Source organism: Spiroplasma chinense (assembly GCF_008086545.1).
Lineage (GTDB): Bacteria > Bacillota_I > Bacilli_A > Mycoplasmatales > Mycoplasmataceae > Spiroplasma_A > Spiroplasma_A chinense.
Genome location: NZ_CP043026.1, coordinates 134,919 through 153,451, shown reverse-complemented (window position 1 = coordinate 153,451; position 18,533 = coordinate 134,919). Strand labels below are relative to the sequence as shown.

Below are 18,533 nucleotides of genomic sequence, written 5' to 3'. Positions count from 1 at the left end.
ATATTTTTAAAGATTATTCATCTTCAAATAATTCATCAATTTGTTCGATATCTATCAAACCAGGTCTATTTTCTTTTAAGTGGACATGTGGTTTTTCTTCTTTAACTTTAACAAGATTTGCATCTATTTTAACCACATGTCTTACTCACAATTTCATTTTGTGATCAATTGATGATTGATTTTCTTTTTGAAGTGCTATTGTTAAACAAATATATAAATATCAACATGTATATAATAAATAACTTAAATTTTGTAATAGAGTTAAAGGTTCTTTTCCTTTTAACTCATCACTATTGTCTGAATTTAATTTCACAAATATTACAATAATTAATATTTGTGAAATTAATTGAATGAAAACAGGAATGAAAACATAGTATATTTCTCTTGCTAAAATATTTCAAAAAGTAACTTTACTATCATCTTTTTTAACCAGTCTTAAATTTAACATTAATTTACCCAAAGTATTTCCCTTTAAAAAATATGGTAATAATACAAAGCATAGAAATAAGGTAGTTAAATTTACACTTGTAATTATCAAAGCACTTTGTCAATTACTAGCTCTATATAAAGCTATTAGAATTATCATTGGAATTGATGCTAATATGGTATCAAAAAGTCTAGCAAAAAAAACTCTTCCCAAGTGTGGCTTATTCCACTCTTGCAAAGAGTTTGATATATTATCAAAATTTTCTTGTGTGTTTAATTTTGACACTTTAAGACTCCTCTTATTTAGCTAATTTGTACATATCTTTTATATACTTACTAAAGTTTGTACAAATTTCTGTAAATCTAGCATCTTTTTGTTGTTTGAAAACTTTGTTTTCTGCAACAAAATCTTCTTGTTTTTCAGCAAACTTTCTTTCAACGAAACTTGAAGCTTTTTTCAATAGCAATTTGTTATCGTAGTGTTTGATCATTCATAATCAAATATGAACCATTGTTTTGTAATATGCATAATTCAAGTAATCTTTTAGATCTTTAAATTTAGCAATTCTTCTGTAATAGTTCAGAATGTGAGTTCATTGATTTACAAGGTCAAAAGCTGAATATTGAACTGGTGCTACCATTACCTCTTCAAGAGGTTCACCACTTCTATATAAGAATTTATCTGTTTGTCCCAATACTTTATAGATAAATAACATGTCAAATCTTACAAATCTTCTAAATTTAAATCCAAAATCTTGTAATAATTTTGTTCTAAATACTTTATTAAATAAGATTGAATTTGTATAAGCATATGGATCGTAACAATTTGCCAATTCATATACATTATCTTTTTCTAAATAAGTCTCTATGGTTGTGTTTGTTAACCCAACAAGTTGAACATCATATTCAATAATATCAATTTCATCAGATTTGAATTTTTCTACAGTTTTTTTCATTTCTTCAACATAATTTGGTTTTATTGAATCTCCTTGGTTTACAAATTTAATGTATTTCCCTTCAGCTAAATCAATAGCTGTATTTCAAGAAACAGATAAACCTTGGATGGAATTATTTAGCACTAATTTTACGTTGTTGTTATTTCAGAATTTGTCTCTTCCATACACTTCTTTTGCATTATCAGCCATACTCTTATCAGAAACTATGATAACTTCATAGTCATTATCTGTTTGAGCATATATACTGTCTATTGTTTTTTCAAAAGAACTGTTTGTGTCTTGAGAGACAACAACAAATGATAGTAACATTTTGTATCCTCCTATTTTTTGCATCATATTTATTTTACACTATAATTCTTGTTTAAGGCAAATAAATCAATTTAAAAAACCCAAGCCATAATTGCTTATTATATAGCTTTTTCTTTGCTTTAAATAAATTTAATACACAAAAATAAAAAAACACTTTCGTGTTTTTAGAATAATAAGTTTTTTGGTGTTCTTGGGAAAGGTAATACGTCTCTTATGTTTGCAGCTCCTGTTACATACATAATTAATCTTTCAAAACCTAAACCAAATCCAGCTGATTTATAGTATCCATATTGTCTTAAATCGTTGTATCATCATAATTCTTCTGGATCAATGTTCATTTCTTTACATCTTGTGATTAATTTTTCATAATCATCTTCTCTTTGGCTTCCACCAACCAACTCTCCAATTCCAGGAACTAGTAGGTCAACAGCTGCCACAGTTTTTCCATCTTCATTTTGCTTCATATAGAAAGCTTTGATTTCTTTTGGATAGTTAGTAACAAAAGTAGGTTTTTTGTTTACAACTTCACACAAGTATCTTTCATGTTCTGTTCCTAAATCTAAACCAAATTCAATGTTTTTTTCTTCAAAATCTACTCCATCAGCAACTGCTTTTTTAAGTATTTCAATAGCTTCTTCATAAGGAGTTATTGCAAAATCGTTTTCTATAATTGTTTTTAGTTTTTCAATTAGACCTTCTTCTAGGTTTTGAGCACAGAAGTTTAATTCATCCATGTTGTTTTTAAATAAATAGTTAACAATGTGTTTTACCATTTTTTCAATTAGTTCAATGTTATCTTTTAAATCTGCAAAAGCAACTTCTGGTTCAATCATTCAAAATTCTGCAGCATGTCTTGAAGTATATGAGTTTTCAGCTCTAAAAGTAGGACCAAATGTATATACTTTTTTAAATGCTTGTGCAAATGATTCTGCATTTAATTGTCCAGAAACTGTAAGTGCTGCTTTTTTACCAAAGAAGTCTTCTTCATAGTTGGCATCAGTTCTTGTTGTAACTACAAAAGTTTCTCCAGCCCCTTCTGCATCGTTTTCTGTCAAAATTGGTGTATGAACATAGATAAAGTTGTTTTGGTTAAAGAACTCGTGAATTGCAAATGCAGCAGCACTTCTAATTCTAAAAATTGATTGAAATGTTTTTGTTCTTGCTCTTAAGTGAGCTATTTCTCTTAAAAACTCTGGTGAGTGTTCTTTTTTTTGTAAAGGATAGTTTTCAATTGCTTGATCTAATAATTCTATTTTTGAAGCACTAATTTCAAATGGTTGAGGTTTTCCAGGAGTTAAAACAACTTTCCCACTTACTTCAACAATACTACTTACTCTAGCACTTGAAACTTCTTCATATTTTTCTATTTCACTTTTATAAACAACTTGTATGTCGTTTATTGTTGTTCCATCATTTAGAACTAAAAAGTTTACAGCTTTTCCTTGTCTGTGACTTCTAACTCTTGCTATGATAGTAATTTCTTTTCCATCATATTTTTCATATGATGAATATAATTCTTTTAATTCCATTTTATTGGCTCCTCTTTTTTTTATTGTAATTTTATTGATAAATCATCTAATTTATCATATTCTAGTAATTTTCATTCGCTAACAACATTTTCAAACATCTCTTGTGTTCCATCTTGTTTTGCAATAAATTGTCCCACTTTATAATTAAATGTTTTAAAGTGGAATTTAATAGTTAAAGCGTGAGTTGAGTAGTTATAAATTAAATAATCATCTTCAACATAAGCTTTTCTTTTTAACATTAATTCATAACTATCTGATGGAGGTGTTACTTTGTCATCTTTACTGTGTAAGAATAAAGTTGGAAACTCAGGTTTATATCCTGTTTCTAACAGTCTAAAAATACTTGCATCTCCAAAATCTACATCAAGCTCTGCTTTCTTGTGTTTGGCAATAATTTTATTAACCATTTTTTTAGCTCTTTTTCTTGGTATGAAACGTAAGTAAATATCTCTAACATGTATTAGTAATCTAAATAAACTACCATATGTACAATCTGAAACTACAAATTTCAGATTTGCTTCTTTAAATATTTTTGCATATTTTAAAGAACAGTAATTTACTGTGAACGCTCCCATACTTGTCCCCATTAAAGCAAGTTCATCAATAGTTCTATTTTTCTTTAATCAATCTAATGCACCCATTAAATCTAAATGTTCTTTTGCTCCCATAGTTGTAGAATCTTCTTGTGATTCTCCATGACCTCTAAAGTCAAAAGCCATTACATTGTATCCCATTTCTGTAAATATTTTTGCATGGTGAATTGCTCAATTTTTATGTCCTGCAAATCAGTGACAAGCAATTACCCATTTATTACTTTCTTTATTTGGAGTATATAGATTTGCTACAAGTTCTATGCCATCAGTTGTGTGAAATGTAACTCTTTCTAAATTTTCCATATCATTAATCATTAATTGTGGTCTTTTATAATATTTTTTACAAATATTATTTGTAGTTAAGTAAGATTTAAGTGATTTTTCAACATTTTTCTTTCTCATATTTCTTGGTCTGAAAGGCTTTTCAAGATTTGAATAAAGTCTTCTGAAATTCTTTTTAACCGTATTTATCAATGTACGTTTGGGTTTTTTGTGGTGTTTTCTCATAACTTTTACCCTTCTATTTAAACTTACTTATTATTATAAATAAAAGTAATGACTTTAAACACTAAAAATGTAATATTTATGATTAAAAAAAACAACCTGATAAATCTAAAGATTTATATAAGGTTGTTTTATTTTATTCAAGAAATAATCACTTTAATGTCTCCAGAAATTTCTGGCATACTTTCATTAATGTAAATTGCAGACTCACCAGAAACGAAATCTACTCCATTAATTTTTCCTTGTCCTTCAATTACAGTTAACTGCATTCAAGGAACTTCAATATTTAAATTAAATGGTGTTTCAACTGTGTGCAAGAATAATGAGAAGTATTTTGATTCAAAAATTAAACCACTTGCATTTCTAATGATTGAAGGTTCAGAGTCTGGAACCTTTATGTTTGCCAAACTATCTTCAATATGCAATTCTCTTTCTTGACCTTTATCGTCAACTCTGTTGTAGTCAAATAATCTATAAGTTATATCACTAGATCTTTGCAATTCATAAACAGTAACTCCAGGTGTAATTGCATGAATTTTTCCAGGTTCTACATATAAGAAGTCTCCCTTATTTACTTCAACTTCTTCTAAAATATCTAAAATTTCTTTATTATCAATTGCATTTTTTATCTCTTCAACGGTTTTTGCTTTGTGTCCATATATTAGTTTTGCATCTTTTGGACAATCTAATACATATCAACTTTCTGGTTTTCCAAATGAATTATGTTTTTGTTTTGCATAAATATCATCTGGGTGAACTTGAACTGATAAATAATCGTTTGCAGTTATTATTTTTACTAATAACGGAAACTCATCTTTATCATCTTTGAAAACATCCTTGTTTTTATAAAATTCTTTTAAACTAATTTCTTTTCCATTGTAGTTCAAGTAACCCATTCCGTTATCGTGGGCTGAAATTACTCAAGCTTCTCCAATATTGTTTGAAGGGATGTTAAATCCAAACTCTTTTAGTTTGTCTCCTCCTCAAATTCTTTCTGAAAAGAAAGGTTTTAATTTATAAATATTATTCTCATTACTCATTATATTTTTATTCCTCCATGTTTAAGAAGTGGTACATTAATAAATCATTAAAGTAGTTAAAAGGCACTGAATATGAAATGTGTCCTTTGTACATTGTTTGGTCTGGGTTATCTACAATTAAAGTATGAATTGAAGATAAGTATTTTAATACATCACTTGAAGGAACCTTACCAGAAATATAAATTATTTTTCTGTTTGATTCTCCAATGTTTTCAATAAAACTATCTAAGCGTTTTGAATTCCCATATCTTGTGAAAAATACAAATACATCATTTTCTGAAGATGTGTTAATTCTATCTTTTAATGTTTCTTGGTCACTATCTAGTAAGTGAGCATTGAATCCTTCTTTGTAAAAGAAGTTTGACAATTCACTTGCAGGTCCTGAAAGTAAGTTCTCTCAGTAGCAAAAGAAAATTCTATTTCCTTTAGCTTGTTTTAATAAAGTTAAAGATTCAAAAATTGATCTTTTTTCAATTAATGCATAGTTTTGTTTAATCAAGTTAATGTATGCTGAAACTACATTTTCATCATCTTTTGCTACATTGATTTCTTGATTTTCTGCATCGTTTGCCAATGAAATTGCAAAATCTCTAAATCCTTTAATGTTTAATTTCTTTAAAAGTCCGTAAATTGCACTATAACCTGTTCCAGCTTCTTGTGCCATTCTTTCGATTTTCATATTTGTGTCTACAATTTCTTTTAAATGTCCCTTAATATACTCAACTATCTTTTTCTCTTTTGTTGTTAAATCTTTTTCATCAATTGTTGTTAATTTACTTAAAAATGATCTCATGTTATTCTCCCCTTTTTTAGCCATTTTGTTTGATCTTTAAGTATTCGTTGCAAAGTTCTGCCATCATTGCAGCGTTGTCTGTACAGTATTTGATATTTGGTATAACAATTCTGTCTATATTATACATTGAACCAAGTTCATTCAACTTTTTTCTTATCAAATTATTGGCTGAAACTCCTCCAGCCACAGTAATTGATTTTGGTTTGAACTCTTTTATAGCTCTTTCTAATTTAGATATAACTGTATCCACAGCAGTTTTTTGAAAACTTGCACAAAAATCTGATATATTTATTTCTTCTCCATTTTGTTTTAATTTATTAATTAAATTTAAGCTAGCAGTTTTTAATCCAGAGTATGAAAAATCATAACTTGAATCGTTTTTTGGAAAAGGTAACGCATATTTATTTTCATCACCGTTTTGTGCAAATTTGTCAATTTTAGGTCCGCCTGGATATCCCAATCCCAGACTTCTAGCTACTTTATCATAGCATTCCCCAATTGCATCATCTTGTGTGGTACCAATAATTTTAAAATCTAAGGGTTTTTCTAAATATTGAATTTGTGTGTGTCCTCCACTAACCACTAACGCAAGTAGTGGGTATTCAAATTTTTCTTCAATATTTGCTCCATAGATATGCCCTTGAATATGGTTCAAGGGCATCAAAGGGACATTTAAATACAAAGCCAAAGTTTCAGCGACTAATTTCCCAACGATTAAACTACCAATTAGTCCTGGGTTTGCAGTATATGCTATGCAATCAATTTGTTCAAAAGTAATTTGACTTTCTTGAATTGCAGCACTTAATACTCAACCAAAGTTTTTCACGTGTAATCTTGAGGCAAGTTCAGGAATTACACCACCATAAATTGTGTGATCTTCTATTTGAGAAGAAATTATATTTGCTTTTATTTGTCCGTCAACCATAATAGCCACACTAAACTCATCACAACTAGATTCAATTGCTAAAATTGTCATAAAAGCATTTTCCTTCCATAAAAAAATAACAGATTATCCTGCTACTTTTAAGCCTGTTTCCAAAGCAAGTTCTACCATTGTCATGAACTTGTTTTGTCTTTCTTCTGCACTTGTAACTTCTTTTGTAATGAAGCTGTCAGAAATTGTCAATAAACAAGCTGCTTGTTTATTGGTTGCAATGGCATTTGCAAATAAAGCAAATGATTCCATTTCAACAACATCTAAGTTATTTTTTGCTGCAAAAGCTAATGAATCATGACTTTCGTGTCTGTAGAAAACATCAGATGAATGAGCTATTCCTTTATGTGTTGTTATGTTTTTTTCTTTTGCAGTTTCTTCGATTAAATCAAATAATTCTTTACTTGCAGGAATTACTCTTTTATCGATATTTGCTGCCAATTTTGCAAAATCACTTTCACCAAAACATTCTTGTACGTTATATACGTCGTAAACATTTATACCTTCTTTATAACTTCCTGCACTTCCAATTCTAATAATGCTATCAACATCATAGAATTTGAATAGTTCGTAAGAATAGATTCCAATACTTGGACATCCCATTCCACTACCAGCAATAGTTATTTTTTTGCCTTTGTAAGTTCCAGTATACATAAACATGTTTCTTACTTCATTTACAAGTTTAACATCCTCTAAATATGTTTCTGCAATTTTCTTAGCTCTTAGCGGGTCTCCTGGCATAAGTACTACTTTTGCAATATCTTCTTTTTTTGCCTCAATATGTGGTGTCATACTTTATATCTCCTTTGTATATTTAAATTGTATCATTTAAAAAAAATTCCACAATGAATTTAACCAAAAAATGGTGGTTTTTCCAAACTTTGGAATTTTTTTTCTATTTTTGACAAAAAAATAACCCCATAAATAAAGGGTTATACATATTGCTTATTTTTTTGCAACTAAATAGATAATTCCACCACAAATTTGTGTTACTGCAATTGCTGCAGATACATAAAATGCTACAGGTCCTGCAACAAATCACCCACCAGCTAATGAAAGTACTCCAATAGCAATAGCAATTCATGCTCCTCAAAAGAATTGTTCTTTTTTGTTTTTAAGTCCTAGTACCACAGATATTAATGTTGGTAGTGAAAATAATATAATCATAATAATAGATTTTGCTTTATCTGCAAAACCATTTAAACTATCCCCTCATGAAGAAGTAAACAGCATCACTACTGTAACTACCACAAATGCTAACTGAATAATTCCAGCTGCTACATATGCAATTCTTCCTGCATTTCTCATAAAAATTCCTCCAATTAAGTTAATTATACCCTTTAACAGGGATAAAAAAAACCTCAACAGAACAAAATAAAAACTTAACCTTAAGGTTAAGTTTTTAAAGACAGCAACTAGTTTTTACCCCCAAGGTATAAACCACCACCAACGATCATTAATATACCTAATACAAGAGAACCAAATCCTGTTGATTCTAAGAAAAATGGTGCAAATAATGATAAACCACCTACAATAATTGCAATTATTGCTCCAGCAAATTGTAGTTTTTCGTTTGATTTAAATCCAAATACTACTGCTAAAATAGTAGGAATACTCAATAAAGCTATCAATACAACAATAACAGTTGTCGCGGCTGCAACTGCAGTTTTATCTTCAGCTTCTAACCCACTTCCAGCAGCACCTACTGCTGTAACTAATAAAATAACAACTATTAGGGTAAATGCTAATGAAACGGCACTTGAAATTGCGTACATAAGTCTACCAGTTTTTTTCATACTTTAATATCCTCCAAATATCTAATAATATTGTATATTAAAAGTGTGAATATTAGCAAAAATAGTGGTTTTTTTTATTCTTTTGAAGAAATATAGATAATTCCACCAGTAAGCAAAGCAATACTATTGAATCCTTGAATTAGACCCATTGTTAATGCATAAACTTCAGCTCTTGTGATTACAAAACTAAATAATCCAAGTGATCCAAAAACAATTGCCATAATTGAACCTACTTTATTTAATCCTGCTTTTTTTGAAAAACCAAATCAAGTAATCAAAGCAGAAACACATAATCCAATTACTGAAAAAAATATACCAATTACAACTGCAAATCTTGCTAAGGCAGATTTTTCAATCAAATCTGAAACTTCTGTTAATCTTACACTCATATAAGTTAATGCTGTTATTCCTAGCAAAATACTAATGGCAGCTGCAATTGTGAAAGTTAATTTTCCCTTTCTTTTCATTTCCTTCCCTCTTTTCTAATTTAATTTTAACCTATTTATAAAATAAAAACACCACTTAAAGTGGTGTTAGGTTTATTAACGTTTTGACTTATCAAAATGTTTTCCAGAAGCTGCTGGTGGTCTTGATCATTTAGAAATCGCAACCATGGCAACAAGTGAAAGTATAAATGGTAAGGCTTTTAATAAAACGTTATGTTTTGAAATAAAGTCTGGCATTCCAGCACTTGCTCCTGCAATTCTTACGAATGCAAAGATAAATGCAAAGAATAGTGAGAATAGCGGGATGAATTTAACTCTTCATTGACCAATAATCATCAATGCAAGTCCTATAAACCCAAATCCATCAACACTTCCATAGAAAGTTGAAGCTTTAATAACAATTACAAAGAATGCTCCTGCAATTGCAGCTACCCCTCCAGAAAATGCTGTTGCTAAATAACGATATTTGTTAACAGAAATACCAACTGCATCTAATGCATTTGGATTTTCTCCTGCTGCAATGTGTCTATTTCCTGTTCTTGTAAATGTGAAATAGAACCCTAATATTGCAGTAATAATGATAGTAATTAAAAGATATACACTAAATATTTTTGAGCTATCAAATGATATATTTAGGAATTTTGCTTCGATAAAGTTTTTATCTCCACCAACTACTCCTGAAGTTACTATAAACAATGCAAATCCTTGCATAAATAAGTTTATAGCAGTACCAGAAATAATTTGGTCACATTTTAACCTTATAGCTACAAATGAATGCATTAATGAAAATATCATACCCAATCCGAAGATTGCGACAAATATAAGCACTTGCATACCATTATTAGATGGGGTTCTTGATAGGTTACCGATGATTGCAAATGCTAATGCACCCAAAGTCATAAATCCTTCAATGGCAATATTTACAATCCCTGATCTTTCAGCTATCATTCCAGCTAAAGCTGCTAGAGAGATGATAACAAAGAATTCAGCGGTATATTGAAATAAACTACTTACATCCATATTTTTCACCTAATTCTATAAATTTGTTATACCCCATAACTCTATAATCTGTTTTATATTTTTTAACCTGCATTGAAAGTTCTTTCTTCTCAGTTTGAGAAACTTGCATTTCAGAGGCTTTTGCAACCAAAGTAGTTTTTTGCTCTGTCATGAAATCTTTGAACTCAGTTTTTGCAGCATTGTATTTTTCTTTTTTTTCTAATAATAACTCTTTGTTTTTTTCTTTTAACCTTGCAACGATTTCTGATCAAACTTCGTTTACTTTTTTATCTTTTTCTTTTCATTCTTCTAATTGAATTGTAAGAGCTGCAAGTTTTTCTTCTCTAATTTTCATATTTTCAGCATTAATTTTATCAAATTCTTTCATTTGTTGTTCGCTAACAACCAATGAATCATTATATGAAATTTTTGCTTGTTCTAGATTTGTTGCTAAGTTTTCTTTTAAACTTAAGATTTGTAATCTTATTTTTTCCATAGCAGCTTCATCTTGTTGATTTTTTTTGATTTCTTTTAGTTCTAAAGCCAATGTATAAACTTCGATTTTATAATCGCTTTTTAGTCTTCTACATTTTTCAACATAATTTCTATGTTGTTCTTTTTTAAAGTCTTTAAGAGCATCAAATTTTGCTTTTTTATATTTTTTAAAATCAGCATCAATTTGAATTTTTTCTTCTTGAATCACGTTAAGTTCAGCTACAGCTGGATTTAATAAATCTCAAGTTCTTCTTAAAGCTTTTTGGTTATAAGTTTTCTTAATTGATAAGAACCCTCTGTTGTAGAATTTTTCACATTCTTTAGTTTGTTGATAAACGATTTCGTCTTTTATCACACTAATTCTTCTTTTAAGAACTACAATATTTTCTTGTTTTAATTCTAAGAATTGTTTTTTTAGTTCTTGATTTTCTTTATCTTCTTGATATTTAGTAAACAACACTTCAAGTTCTTTGAAACCTTCAAAATTATTTGCTTTAATGTTTTTAATTTCTTTTCTAATTCCTGAAATTTCACCCTTCAATTCTTTAACCTTTAATTGTAAAGGTTTATTGTAGAATAAATGGATTCAAATTTTTGACCATTTAATTGGTACAAATCTTAGGAATAGTGAAGAGAATGTTGAAGAGTAAACAATGAAACCAAAGATCAATGGTGATATTTCTCTTCCCAGTTCACTATAACCAGTTACAGCAACTGGCATTCCAACTGATAATAAAGCTCATAGGAATGATATTGGTAAGATTCCAAATATATTGTTAAATGCAATTAAACTTATAGCAATTGCATCAAATCCAATTGTTGGTATTACATCATTTCCTAATGCATACCCTCCTCTAATTGCACTCCAATATACAAATGAACCAAGTCCAATACAAAATCCTTGTATTGCTGTTGCACTGATTATATATTTTTTGTAGTTTACACCAATGTATGATGCAGCATCTTTTTGAACACCTACAAGTTTAAATTTATATCCTAAAGTTGTAAATGTTAAAACAAATCAAGCCACAATAAATACAATTACTGTAAGAATAACTGGAATTAACCAACTAATTCCACCAACCGCAATTCAATCCAAAGGAATTCTAGGAGTTGATGAGTTGAAACCTTTAAGAGCAAATGCTCATTTCATTATGTATCATACTGTTCAGTTCAATAGAATTGAAGTTGCAACTTCATGGATATTGAAGAACACTTTAAGTATTCCAGTAATTGAAGAAAGCAACATTGAAACCAGAACCATAACTATTAAAATAACAATTATAAACCCTGGGTTCCCTCTGTTTATTTGTCCTTGAACATTTCCAAACACATTAACTAACATCAATCCAGTTACACCCATTGAAAGAATTGCTTGTCCAGAACCTGACATATTGAATAAACCTACTTTAAATCCAATTGCAAGTCCTAAAGCAAATAATGCATAAACCGCAAATCAAGAGAATGTTCTTTGTAGGTTAATTTCTCTTGTAAATACAACATTAAACGTTCTTTGGAAGAAATCTATCGGATTAACTCCAAGGAAAGAAATTAAGATCATTGTCAATACTGTTCCAATTAATATTGAAATAACACTAGTTTTGAAATAAGAAGCAGTTTTTTTAATTTCTGGAGATTTTAATTGAGCTTTAACTTTCATATGTCTTACTCAGTTTTTTAATTTAAAGTTCATTATTTTTCCCCCATCATCATTCTACCGATTTGATTTCTTTCTGCTTTATTTCCAGGTATTTCTCCAATAATATGGCCAGCATTTATAACAATAATTCTGTCAGCCAATTGCATAATTTCTGATAATTCATAAGAAATTAACAATATAGCTTTTCCTTCACTTTTTAATCTTAGAATTTGAGAGTGAATAAACTCAATTGAACCAACATCTAACCCTCTAGTAGGTTGGAAAATCAAGTGGAAATCAGCTTCTCTTGTAAATTCTCTACCAACTATCATTTTTTGTTGGTTTCCTCCTGACAGTTGTCTTGCAATAGCAAAACCAAAGTCAGCATTACGTACATCATATTTGTCAATAATATCTTGAGCATATTGTTGCATTTTCCCTCTTCTCAAAATACCTTTTCTTGAGAATTTTGGAGTTGCAATATCTTCAAATGCTCCATTATTTATTAAGTTTCAATCTAAAGCTAGACCATGTTTATGTCTATCTTCTGGAATATGTGACATTTTATATTTCACAAATCTTTGTGAAACATTTGCTTTTGTAATGTCTTTTCCATCGATAATAACTTCACCACTATTTGGAGAAGACATACCAGAAATTATGTTTGCAAGTTCTAATTGTCCATTACCTTCAACTCCAGCAATTGCAACAATTTCACCTTTTTTTACACCTAAACTAACATTATCCAAAGCATTTATCTTCTTAAATCCTTGTTTGTTAGCATATATATTTTTTAATTCTAAGAAATTATCTCCCTTAGGATCACTGTGTTCATTTTTAATTTCAACAAGTTTTCTTCCCACCATAGCTTCTGAAAGTTCTTCAATTGAAGATGTTTTAACATCATAAGTTCCAATTGACTTTCCAAGTCTCAATACAGTTGCTGAGTTTGCAACTTTCTTGATTTCATTCATTTTGTGAGTAATTAGTATTATAGTTTTACCATTTTTTTGAAGTTCCAATAAAACTTCTAAAAAACCATCAATTTCTTGAGGAGTTAGAACCGCTGTGGGTTCATCAAACACAAGAATTTCATTTCCTTGGTATAAAACTTTTAAGATTTCAGCTCTTTGTTTCATACCAACCGAAGCATTTTCTGCTTTTATGTCTAAATCTACACTAAGATTATATTTTTCCATTATTTCAGTAATATCAGCTTTAATTTTTTTTGAATTAATTACTGTTTTTGATATTGTTTCTTCTGAACCTAGGGAAATATTTCTTCATAACGGGAAGATGTCCACCATTTTAAAGTGTTGATGAACCATACCTATTCCTAGCTTGTTTGCTTTAATTGGACTAGTGACAACTTCTTCTTTACCTCTAATTTTTATTGTCCCTTTTGTTGGGTTATAAATACCAAACAAAATTGACATCAAAGTAGATTTTCCAGCTCCGTTTTCACCCATCAAGGCATGTATTTCTCCTTTTTTTACAGAAAAATTGACATTATCATTTGCAACGATTTTTTTGTTAAAAATCATTAAAATATCTTTCATTTCAATAATATTGTCGTTCACTGTTTTTTCTCCTTATATAAAAAGTGATATTTTATAAAAATATCACTTCGCATTTTTCTTTTGTCTTGCAAAAGTATTTGATTTTATAAAATTATTCTTTATTTAAATCTGCAATAATTTTGTCTGCATAAGCTTTAACTGTTGCATTTGATAAAATGTTTTTAGCTGAAGCGTCAGTAGCAATTTTTGCAAATAAATCTATTGATGTTTCTTCTAACATTGCTTGAGTTATTATTTCTGAAACTTTGTTGTAAGTTTCTGCAGTAACTTTATTTTTTCCACCATTTGAGGCTTTTCCACCCATTCATAGTGTTTTTCCTTCTCATGTTTCACCTTTTTTAGCTTCCATGTCGTAACTTGAGAATTTTCCATCAGTTCCCGCTGTAGAGAATGAAGCACCTTTATCTTTTGCATATGCAAGAGTTTTATCTTGTACTCCTTCTTTTCCATTATAAAGTTTTGAGTGTCCTAATGAGATTACTGTTGCATCAACTAAAGGTTTTTCAGCAGATGTTAAGAATTTTTCAGTACCGTATGAAGTTACTTGGTCTGTATCAACACCAACAACAAATACATCTTTTCTATCTCCAATAGCATCTAATGTATCTTTAGTTTGTGGTCCTGCAACTGGCATAATAATTGATGCTCCTGCATTTATATGAGATTCTGATAAAGTTTTACCATCTCCTGCTGCAAATGAACCTGAGAATCATGTTGATTCTTGATCAGTTGCTGGTCCGTTTTCTTGTGTGCTTACTCTTTTAGCACTTGTAACGTTTTCTCCAACATTAAATTGTTCTTTTAATTTTTCATCACCAACAATTTTGTTAAATACTTCTATTGAAGCTAAATATCCAACCATAAAGTTATCAACAGCTCCTGCATTATGTACTCCACCGAATGTTGACATAACAACTTCTTTTTTAGTTCAAGTTGCATCGTTTGATAATTGGATTAATGAAGATAATCCAGCGTAGAACCCTGAAACATCCCCTCTAAACATAATACCAATTTGGTTTGCTTGTCCGCCGTCATCACCGTCAAGTAGAATTGTAGTTCCACCATTCATTACTCTAGCAGCTTTGTTTTCACCTTCAAGTGCATGGTGGAATCCTGGTAAGATTAATGTTCCAGCACCATCAAATTTAGCATTTTCATATGCTGCTTGTAAATCACTTAGGTCATCTGGTTCAGTTTTACCAATTGTTTTATCAGTTCCGTTTGGGTTGTGAATGTTATTGATAAAGTAATTTCCGCCATCAAACCCTGATTGGTTAAATGATTTATCGTCAACTTTACCAGTATCTGTTACTAATCAAATTTTTTCTCCTGTAATTTTACTAGTGTCTAATCCTTTACCACAAGCAACAACACTTGCAGCACTTGATCCAACTATTGCTACAGCCATTAGGCCAGATAATAATTTTTTCATATATTATTTTTCCTCCGTATTAAACTTTCTTTTTAAACGTATCATTCTTAGTGTAGATAAATAGCAAGCTCAACAATTAAAGCTATTTTATAAAAAAAAGAGAAATCAGAAAATTAAAATTGCTTTTTAATTATCCAAATTCCTCCTTGTTTCATAGCAACCAGATAGGTCTGGTGTAGAGACGCTGACCCGTTATGTCAACTTATATGAACTTACTTCTATTTAAATACAACTTAATTATATTTCAATTCACTCAAATTACAACAGAATATTGAAACTTTATGAAAAACTTTTTTCACAAAATGACTAAGTTTTATCACCTTTAAGCAACTATAAAGATATAATTACTTATAGGTGATAAATTTGAATTTTAATACAGTAAAACCAACTTTAAAAAAACCTATGCTTTGAATGGGTTCGGTTATATTTGCAATTATCTTAATAGCTCTTATAATTGTTTTTGCCTTACCTTTAAATAAGGAAGGCAAAATAATTTGATCTAGTCAGTTGGTTCTAGACTTTACATTAATATACTTAATTGCTTGTGTTGTTAACATGTCAAAAACCTCTACTAGTGTCTTTCTTGATATAGTAGTTGAAAAAGATGAATCAGGAGAAATAAACTCTATAAGTGTTAAGTTTTCAAGATACATACATATCTTCATAAACTTGTTAACCATAATTACTTTCTTTATACAACTGACAAGTGCAAATAGTATTTTCAAAGATTTAACTTTTTCTCAAGTTGCTCAAAAATATTGATGAGTATATATTTGTGTTTATTTAATAAACACAATATTCTTATATACCTTCTTTGCAATAACTTCGTATCTTTTAAATCAACACGAACAATTTAAAGAAGAATATAAAACTTTCTATTTAGAAAATAGTAAAAAAGTTAAAGAAAAAAGTAGTGAACAAAACCCAGAGGTTTAATCGTTCACTACTTTTTTTAATATAATTTTATTTATGTTTTTACCCATAGAGTGAAACTTTTGTTCGTACTCTGTTGGTATATTATTTTCTAATAACTTTTCTGAACTGTACAAATCATTTGTGTTCATAATTAATTCAAACTTAGACTTTTCAATTTCTTCTAAACTAAATTCATATAACTTATCATTGTCTGTTTTGATTTCTATATATCCATCATCTTTTAAAAGTTGATGGTAAATTTCTAGAAAAGAAATGTAAGTCAATCTTTTTTTATAATGTTTAGATTTAGGTCAAGGATCTGAAAAATTTAAAAATATTGTGTCAAAAGATTTTGGTTCAAAAATATCTAACAAGTTTTCTGCAAACTTATTTAAAAATTTTAAATTTTTAAATTCACCTTCAAAAGTATTAATAGCTTTTTTAAGAGCAACACCAATTACTGTTGTCTCTTTTTCCATTGCAATATAATTATTTTGACTATACTTTAAAGCATTTTGAATACTGAATTGTCCTTTACCACAACCAATTTCTAAAAAGTATTTACCTTTATTTTCAAAACATTTTTCAGGATTTATTTTTTCATTTGTATTAATCATATATTGACTATTTTCTTCAATATAATCTTTGGTTCAATTTTTATTTCTTAATCTCATATTTTAATTTTTCCTTCTAAAAAATAAATTGACTAAAGAAGATTAACCCCACTGAGAAGAATATTGCTGTTGAAAGAGCATCTACCAAAGTTGTAAGTAATGGCGCTGCCATTACTGCTGGATCTAATCTTACTTTTTTTGCTAAAATCGGAAGTAAACCACCAATTAATTTTGAAACAATTAAAGTTAAATACATAGCAATAGAAAGTGTAGCTATTGTATATCAAAGTTCTTTTTGATTTATATTACCTTTAAATTGAACTGCATAAATTATTATCATCCTTAAGAAGTTTACTGTTACAAGAATTACTCCTGTAATTGCAGCTACTCTAAATTCTTTTCACATTACTCGAGCAAAGTCTTTCGTTTCAACTTCTCTTAAAGATAGGGCACGAACAACCATAGTGGATGCTTGACTTCCAGCATTACCAGCTGTTCCAGAAATAACTGTTAGCAGAGGGGTTAACAATACAGTTACAATAGTTGTTATGTTTGTTATTTGTCCCCCTTCAGTTACTTCACCATCATGAACACCATAAATTTTTATGAAAGCTGAAATAACAACTTGTGAAAGTGTTGCAGATATCATTAAGAATAATAACCACACACTTCTAGATCTAACCATTTTTCAAACACTTGTTTTAAAATAGGCATCTTCAGTTGGACTAATCCCTGCAAGTTTATGAATATCTTCTGTTGCCTCTTCTTCAATAACATCAATTACGTCATCAACAGTAATAATACCTACTAATTTATTTTGACTATTTAAAATTGGCAATATTGTAATATCATATTTTTTAAATTGTTCAGCTACTTCTTCTTGATCAGCTTTTGTATAAGAGAAAATAAATCTATCATCCATAATTGATTCTATTGGAGTATCTGGTTTTGAGAAGAATAAATTTTTTAAGTCGACAATTCCAAGCAAGTTATTTCTTTCATCCACTACAAAGAAGTGACTTACTTCTTCAGTTTCTTCTCTTTCTTTTTTTATTAATTCAATCGCTTGTCCAACTGTTCAATTAATTCTAATTTTTGTATATTCAACAGACATGATACTTCCAGCTGTTGATTCTTCATACTTTAATATTTTATTAATTTGTAATCTTGATTCTGACGAAGATGCTCTTAAAACTTTTTTTACAATGTTACTTGGCATTTCTTCTAAAATATCTACGATGTCATCTGTAAAGATTTCTTCAAATAATTCTTTCACTTGTTCAGAAGAATAATTTTTAATTATTTCTTCTTGAATTTCATTATCAAAGAAAGTGAAAATTTCAGCACTATCTTCTGTTAAAAAGAATCTTAAAGCTTTAATGATATCTTTGTCTTCAAATTCTGACAGAGCTTCTGCCATATCGGCAGGATAATATTCTTCTGCCAATTCCCTTAGTTCTGAAACCTTGTTTTCAGATAATAAGGTTTTAATTTTTTCACTAAGTTCTTCTATTGATACTTGTGGGCTCATAA

18 protein-coding genes are annotated in these 18,533 nt (G+C 29.1%); 1 reads left to right on the top strand and 17 read right to left on the bottom strand.

Annotated features, from left to right (window positions below; translation table 4 throughout):
• Window positions 1-13: 13 nt before the first annotated feature.
• The 15 genes from SCHIN_RS00720 to SCHIN_RS00650 form a co-directional block, all read right to left on the bottom strand.
• Complete coding sequence (locus SCHIN_RS00720; protein ID WP_166507733.1) at window positions 14-712, bottom strand: RDD family protein; 699 nt, start codon at window positions 710-712, stop codon at window positions 14-16.
• A 13-nt stretch (window positions 713-725) separates the two neighbouring features.
• Entirely contained in the window at window positions 726-1,691 is a 966-nt protein-coding gene (locus tag SCHIN_RS00715; protein ID WP_166507732.1) for a glycosyltransferase family 2 protein, read from the bottom strand.
• A gap of 164 nt (window positions 1,692-1,855) precedes the next feature.
• Window positions 1,856-3,220, bottom strand: a complete 1,365-nt coding sequence (gene asnS / locus SCHIN_RS00710) for an asparagine--tRNA ligase (RefSeq protein ID WP_166507731.1) — start codon at window positions 3,218-3,220, stop codon at window positions 1,856-1,858.
• A 20-nt stretch (window positions 3,221-3,240) separates the two neighbouring features.
• Window positions 3,241-4,320, bottom strand: coding sequence for an alpha/beta hydrolase (locus tag SCHIN_RS00705; protein ID WP_166507730.1), 1,080 nt, complete (start codon window positions 4,318-4,320; stop codon window positions 3,241-3,243).
• A gap of 128 nt (window positions 4,321-4,448) precedes the next feature.
• Window positions 4,449-5,357: a type I phosphomannose isomerase catalytic subunit gene (locus SCHIN_RS00700; protein ID WP_166507729.1), complete on the bottom strand. Its 909-nt coding sequence runs from the start codon at window positions 5,355-5,357 to the stop codon at window positions 4,449-4,451.
• Window positions 5,358-5,364: 7 nt separating this feature from the next.
• Window positions 5,365-6,150 (bottom strand): MurR/RpiR family transcriptional regulator, encoded by a 786-nt coding sequence (locus SCHIN_RS00695; protein ID WP_166507728.1) that lies wholly within the window; start codon window positions 6,148-6,150, stop codon window positions 5,365-5,367.
• A 16-nt stretch (window positions 6,151-6,166) separates the two neighbouring features.
• Window positions 6,167-7,126, bottom strand: coding sequence for a tRNA (adenosine(37)-N6)-threonylcarbamoyltransferase complex transferase subunit TsaD (tsaD, locus tag SCHIN_RS00690; RefSeq protein ID WP_166507727.1), 960 nt, complete (start codon window positions 7,124-7,126; stop codon window positions 6,167-6,169).
• A gap of 33 nt (window positions 7,127-7,159) precedes the next feature.
• Entirely contained in the window at window positions 7,160-7,876 is a 717-nt protein-coding gene (gene deoD / locus SCHIN_RS00685; RefSeq protein WP_166507726.1) for a purine-nucleoside phosphorylase, read from the bottom strand.
• Window positions 7,877-8,029: 153 nt separating this feature from the next.
• Window positions 8,030-8,392, bottom strand: coding sequence for a hypothetical protein (locus SCHIN_RS00680; protein WP_166507725.1), 363 nt, complete (start codon window positions 8,390-8,392; stop codon window positions 8,030-8,032).
• Between the two features lie 107 nt (window positions 8,393-8,499).
• Window positions 8,500-8,880 carry a hypothetical protein gene (locus SCHIN_RS00675; RefSeq protein ID WP_166507724.1) on the bottom strand — a complete coding sequence of 127 codons (381 nt, stop codon included), beginning with the start codon at window positions 8,878-8,880 and terminating at the stop codon, window positions 8,500-8,502.
• A gap of 74 nt (window positions 8,881-8,954) precedes the next feature.
• Entirely contained in the window at window positions 8,955-9,347 is a 393-nt protein-coding gene (locus SCHIN_RS00670; RefSeq protein ID WP_166507723.1) for a hypothetical protein, read from the bottom strand.
• Between the two features lie 75 nt (window positions 9,348-9,422).
• On the bottom strand, window positions 9,423-10,346 hold the full coding sequence (locus tag SCHIN_RS00665) for an ABC transporter permease (RefSeq protein ID WP_166507722.1): 924 nt from the start codon (window positions 10,344-10,346) through the stop codon (window positions 9,423-9,425).
• Window positions 10,333-12,513, bottom strand: coding sequence for an ABC transporter permease (locus tag SCHIN_RS00660; RefSeq protein ID WP_166507721.1), 2,181 nt, complete (start codon window positions 12,511-12,513; stop codon window positions 10,333-10,335). The genes SCHIN_RS00665 and SCHIN_RS00660 overlap by 14 nt, the downstream gene beginning before the upstream one ends.
• Entirely contained in the window at window positions 12,513-14,039 is a 1,527-nt protein-coding gene (locus tag SCHIN_RS00655; RefSeq protein ID WP_243745724.1) for an ABC transporter ATP-binding protein, read from the bottom strand. Before SCHIN_RS00655 ends, SCHIN_RS00660 begins: the two co-directional genes overlap by 1 nt.
• A gap of 91 nt (window positions 14,040-14,130) precedes the next feature.
• Window positions 14,131-15,471: a BMP family ABC transporter substrate-binding protein gene (locus tag SCHIN_RS00650; protein WP_166507720.1), complete on the bottom strand. Its 1,341-nt coding sequence runs from the start codon at window positions 15,469-15,471 to the stop codon at window positions 14,131-14,133.
• Between the two features lie 363 nt (window positions 15,472-15,834).
• On the opposite strand from SCHIN_RS00650, the gene SCHIN_RS00645 reads away from it, so the two are divergent.
• The gene (locus SCHIN_RS00645) at window positions 15,835-16,407 is read left to right on the top strand and encodes a hypothetical protein (RefSeq protein ID WP_166507719.1); all 573 of its coding nucleotides are present in this window, start codon (window positions 15,835-15,837) and stop codon (window positions 16,405-16,407) included.
• Here the strand turns inward: SCHIN_RS00645 and trmB are convergent.
• Entirely contained in the window at window positions 16,404-17,060 is a 657-nt protein-coding gene (trmB, locus tag SCHIN_RS00640; protein ID WP_166507718.1) for a tRNA (guanosine(46)-N7)-methyltransferase TrmB, read from the bottom strand. The two genes, SCHIN_RS00645 and trmB, sit on opposite strands and share 4 nt — an antisense overlap.
• A gap of 16 nt (window positions 17,061-17,076) precedes the next feature.
• On the bottom strand, window positions 17,077-18,531 hold the full coding sequence (gene mgtE, locus SCHIN_RS00635) for a magnesium transporter (protein ID WP_166507717.1): 1,455 nt from the start codon (window positions 18,529-18,531) through the stop codon (window positions 17,077-17,079).
• Window positions 18,532-18,533: the final 2 nt, after the last annotated feature.